This window comes from Sphingopyxis sp. JAI128, from assembly GCF_014207235.1.
GTDB lineage: Bacteria > Pseudomonadota > Alphaproteobacteria > Sphingomonadales > Sphingomonadaceae > Sphingopyxis.
Map to the genome: position 1 here is coordinate 1 of NZ_JACHDA010000014.1, position 1,701 is coordinate 1,701.

1 protein-coding gene is annotated in these 1,701 nt (G+C 68.8%); it reads right to left on the minus strand.

Going from position 1 to position 1,701, the window contains the following annotated elements:
* On the minus strand, positions 1-1,701 hold a 1,701-nt coding region (locus HDC35_RS19485), incomplete at both ends, for an autotransporter-associated beta strand repeat-containing protein (RefSeq protein WP_184649068.1).

Sequence of the window (1,701 nt, forward strand, 5' to 3'; positions counted from 1 at the left end):
GCGGTAGATGCCGGGACCGAAGCTGCCCCCCGGCGTCTGCGTGACGTTGACCACGCCGTCGAGCGTCAGGTTGCCGCCGACATTGACCAGATCGTTGAACGCGCCGCCGACGACATTCGCCTGCCCGAACTCGAAGTTGAGCTGCGAGGTGTTGCCGAGCGCGAGATTGCCGTTGATCGTGAGCGTTCCCGGCCCGCCGGTGCCGCCCGGTGCGAGGATGCCGCCATCGGCGATGCTGACGTCGCCGCCGATGGTCCCGGTGCCGCCCAGCGCCGCGCCCGAAGCCACGCTGGTCGCTCCCGTCGCGCCCGACTGGTTACCGTTGATGAGCAATGTGCCCGCGCCCACGCTCGTCGGGCCGGCATAGCTGTTGTTGCCGGTCAGGATCGTCGTGCCCGGCCCCGCCTGCGTCACCGACCCGCCGCCGATGATCGCCCCGCCCATCGTCAGCGTGCCCGAGCGGTTGAACACCAGCGCGCTGTTGTTGAGCACATTGCCCGCGATGCTGCCGGTCGTGCCGCCGTTGCCGATCTGCAGCGTTCCCGCGCTGATCGTGGTGCCGCCGCCGTAATTACTGGCGCCGGTCAGGATCGTCGTGCCGCTACCGATCTGGCTGACCGCGCCGCTGCCGGTGATCGCCCCGGCGAAGGTCAGGAGGTCCGACCGGTTGAAGGCGAGCGATGCGTTGTTGGTCACGTCGCCGGTGAGGCTGCCGCTCGTCCCGCCATCGCCGATCTGCAACAGCCCGGCATTGATGGTGGTGCCGCCGGTATAGGTGTTCGCGGCAGTGAAGACGAGGCTGCCCGCTCCCGCCTTGGTCAACGCCCCGCCACCGCCGATCGAGCCGGCCAGCGTCAGCGTCGTCCCGCCATTGGTGAGGAACGTGCCCGTACCCGCCAGATCGACGGCCCGGGCCGACGCGATGCTCGCGGTCGTATTGAGCGTGCCGCCGCCAAAGCTCAGCCCCCCGGCCACATCGCCAAGGTTCGCGTCGCTCGCAATCCGCAGCGTGCCGCCGTCGATCGCCGTCCCGCCGGTGTATGTATTGGCACCGGTCAGCACCAGCGTTCCGCCCAGATCCTTGACCAGCCGCGCCGACCCGGCGAGCGTCGCGTCGATCGTCGCGGTAAGGCCCGCGTCGGCCGCCGTGCCGTCGCCCACGCGCACGAAAGCATCGGCGCCGGTCAGCGTCAGCGGTCCGCCCGCGATCGCATAGCCATCGACCGTGAACTGCATCCCTGCCGACAGCACATTGCCGCCGACATTGTCGACCGTGACCGTCCCGCCCGTGCCCTGGAAGATCGCGAAGCTCGCCTGCGCATAGTCGGCGTTGACCGTGCCGTTGACTTCGGTCCAGTCGTTCTGGTTGCCCCCGACGCGCCACACGCCGTCGCCGCCCTGGATCACGCTGTCATTCTTGGGCTGGCCGCTGCCGTCCCAGAAGTTGAGCGTCAGCCCTGCAGTGTTCGCCAGGTTGACCTGACCAGCGATCGCGGTCTGGACGAACACGTCGCTGCCCGGCGGCATCGCACCGATCGCCAGCCCATTGTTCGTCAGCGCGCCCGCATAGTTGAACATCCGGTACACGCCCGGACCAAAGCTGCCTCCCGGCGTCTGCGTCACATTGACCACGCCGTCGAGCGTCAGGTTGCCGCCGACATTGACCAGATCGTTGAGTGGACCGCCCGGCACGTTCGCCTG